At 64.7% G+C, this 3340-nt stretch carries 3 protein-coding genes; 1 reads left to right on the forward strand and 2 read right to left on the reverse strand.

The window, feature by feature from the left end; genetic code table 11:
• A partial coding sequence (locus tag HX846_RS30285; protein ID WP_178966794.1) for an MFS transporter occupies positions 1-769 on the forward strand: 769 nt, incomplete at its 5' end.
• Here the strand turns inward: HX846_RS30285 and HX846_RS30290 are convergent.
• Both HX846_RS30290 and HX846_RS30295 read right to left on the reverse strand, forming a co-directional pair.
• Positions 766-2949 carry a xanthine dehydrogenase family protein molybdopterin-binding subunit gene (locus tag HX846_RS30290; protein ID WP_178966795.1) on the reverse strand — a complete coding sequence of 728 codons (2184 nt, stop codon included), beginning with the start codon at positions 2947-2949 and terminating at the stop codon, positions 766-768. The two genes, HX846_RS30285 and HX846_RS30290, sit on opposite strands and share 4 nt — an antisense overlap.
• The coding region (locus HX846_RS30295) for a xanthine dehydrogenase family protein subunit M (RefSeq protein WP_372242025.1) at positions 2946-3340 on the reverse strand (395 nt) is incomplete at its 5' end. The genes HX846_RS30290 and HX846_RS30295, both read right to left, overlap by 4 nt.

The raw sequence follows: 3340 nt of genomic DNA on the forward strand, positions 1-3340 counted from the left end.
GCCGGCGCTGGGCGGTCTGCTGTACGCCTTTGGCAGTGTCTGGGTCTACGGCCCCACGGTGGTGCTGTACCTGATCGCCTGCGTGCTGACCCTCAACCTGCCCGCGCGCCAGACGCCGCTGAACAAGGCCAAGGCGACCATGGATTCGTTGCTGGCCGGGATTCGTTTTATCCGCAGTCGGCCGGACATCCTCGGCGCGATTTCCCTGGACCTGTTCGCCGTATTGCTGGGCGGCGCCACGGCCTTGCTGCCGGTGTTCGCCAAGGACATTTTGCTGACCGGGCCGTGGGGCCTTGGGCTGCTGCGCTCGGCGCCAGCGGTCGGGGCGTTGTTGATGTCGTTGTGGCTGGCGCGGTTTGCCGTCGACCGGCATGTGGGGCGGATCATGTTTACGGCGGTCGGGGTGTTTGGCGTAGCCACCATCGCGTTCGGCCTGTCGACCTCGTTCTGGTTCTCCCTGGCGGTGCTGGTGGTATTGGGCGCAGCGGACATGATCAGCATGGTGATCCGCGCCTCGTTCGTGCAACTGGAAACCCCGGACGAAATGCGCGGCCGGGTCAGCGCGGTCAACGGGCTGTTTATCGGCGCGTCGAATCAGTTGGGCGAGTTCGAGTCCGGGATCACCGCCCACTGGTTCGGCACCGTGCCCGCCGTGGTCATGGGCGGCATCGGCACGCTGGTGGTGACCGGGGTCTGGATCAAACTGTTCCCGACCCTGGCCAACCGCGACCGCATGCATGTGCCGGTGGAAGAGCCCGCCAAGGTTTAGAAGACCTTGTCGAGGGTGACGGGAAAGTCCCGCACCCGCTTGCCGGTGGCGTGATACACCGCGTTGGCCACCGCCGCCGCCACCCCGACTATCCCGATCTCGCCGACGCCCTTGGACCCAAGGGCGTTGACGATCTCGTCGTGTTCTTCGACAAACAGCACATCAATCTCGCCGATATCCGCGTTTACCGGAATGTGGTATTCGGCCAGGCTGTGGTTCATGGAGCGACCCAATGCGTGATCGACCTGGGTCTCCTCATGCAACGCCATGCCGATGCCCCAGACCACACCGCCGAGAATCTGGCTACGGGCCATCTTCGGATTGACCACCCGCCCGGCCGCAATCGCACTGACCACCCGGCTGACCTTGATGGTGCCCAGGTCCTCATCCACCCGCACTTCGACAAACACCGCCGAATGGGTGGCAGAGGCATAGCCTTCGCGCTGTTTGCCCGGCTCGCAATCCACCTGCACTTCCAGCGCCTGCTCGCCGCTGTCTTGCACCAATTGCGCCAGGGAGATGCGCTGGTCACCGGCGTGCATCTGGCCGTTCTCAAACCGCGCCGACTCAGCGTCTTTGAACGCCGGGTACGTCTTGCGCGCAATGTCCAACAGCTTGGCATTCAACGCTTCACAGGCCTGTTGCACCGCGCTGCCCACCGACGACACGGTAAACGAGCCGCCCTGCAACGGCGCCGTCGGCAGCGATGAATCCCCCAGCAGGAACGTCACATCGCCTACCGGCACGCCGCTGGCCTGGGCGGCGATCTGCGCCATGACCGTGTAAGTGCCGGTGCCGATATCGGTGGTGGCGCTGCTGACCGTGAGCTTGCCCAGATGGTCGATCCGCGCCTTGGCGCTGGCTTTCATTTGCAGGGCCTCCCACACCCCGCCGGCCATGCCCCAACCGATCAGTTGGCGACCATCGCGCATGCTTCGCGGCTCCGGGTTGCGCTGGCTCCAGCCAAAACGCTCGGCACCTTCTCTGTAGCATTCGCGCAACGCTTTGCTGGACCAGGGCTTGTCTTCGTTCTGATTGCGCTCGGCATAGTTGATCAGCCGCAATTGCACCGGGTCGATGCCCAGGGCGCAGGCCAGTTCATCCATCGCGCATTCCAGGCCGATCACCCCCAGCGCTGCGCCGGGGGCGCGCATGTCCAGCGGTGTGAACACGTCCAGCGGCACCAGCTTGTAGGTCAGCAGCACGTTATCGCAGTGATAGAGCATGCCGCTCCATTCCACCACGTGTTCGCTGAAGTCCTCGAAGCGCGAGGTCTGGCCGATGGCGGTGTGGCCCAGGGCAAGCAAGCGGCCATTGGCGGCAGCACCCAGTTGCAGGCGCTGCAAGGTGCGCGGGCGATAACCGAAGGTGAACATCTGCTGGCGCGTGAGGGTGACGCGCACCGAACGCTTCAGGGCCAGCGATGCCATCACTGCCAGCGGCAACTGGTACTGCGGGCGCAGACCGGAACCAAAGGCGCCGCCGACGAACGCGGCGAAGATCCGCACCTGGCTTTTATCCAGGCCGAAGACTTTCTGCACATAGGCCTGGCAGTTCTGCGGGCCCTGGGTCTTGTCATGGATATGCAGGGTGCCGTCCGGCTGATACAGCACGGTACTGGCGTGGGGTTCCATGGGGTTATGGTGTTCGATGGGCGTGCTGTAGTGCAGGTCCAGGCTCGTGGCGGCGCCGGTCCATTCGGCCTGGAAGTTGCCGCGCGGCTTGGGCGGTGTTTGCGGCGACGGGTACGCCTGCTCCTGCAAGGCCAGCAGATCGGTCTCGGCAGGCTCGGCGGCGTATTCAATCTGCACCAGAGAACCGGCGTGGCGCGCCAGCTCCAGGTTGTCGGCAATCACCAATGCCAACGGCTGGCCGCTGTAGAGCACGCGGTCGTTGTACAGCGGGCGAAACGGCGAGCCGTCGGCAGCATCGGCATCGGCGTAGCTGTCGTCGTAGCTGGCCAGTTTCGGGCGGTTGAGGTGATCAAGCACCATCACCACACCGGGCAGCGCCAGGGCTTGGGACGCATCAATGCGGATGACCCGGCCCTTGGTGATGTTGCTCGACACCACGCTGCCGTGCAGCAAGCCATCCTCGGGAAACTCACCGGCATAGCGCGCTTGCCCGGTGACCTTGAGCAGACCGTCGACCCGGTCCAACGGTTTGCCGATTGCGCTCATGACGTGGCTCCTGCAACAGCGGCATCGCTCAGGGCGCGAATGATCGCGCGGCGTGCCAGTTTGATCTTGAAGCCGTTGTGCTCCAGCGGCTCGGCGTCCAGGAGCAGGGTTTCGGCGGCAGTGCTGAAGGTTTCGCGGCTGACGGACTGGCCGATCAGCGCGGCTTCCACCGCGCGATCACGCCATGGCTTGTGGGCGACGCCGCCCAGGGCCAGGCGGGCGTCGACGATCACATCGCCATCCAGCTCAAGCGCCGCCGCGACGGATATCAGGGCGAAGGCGTAGGAAGCCCGGTCACGGATTTTCAGATAGTGACTGTGGGCAGCCAGGTGGTCGGCAGGCAACTCGATGGCGGTGATCAGTTCGTCGTCAGCCAACTGGTTATCCCGCT

The organism is Pseudomonas sp. K5002, assembly GCF_013386655.1.
GTDB lineage: Bacteria > Pseudomonadota > Gammaproteobacteria > Pseudomonadales > Pseudomonadaceae > Aquipseudomonas.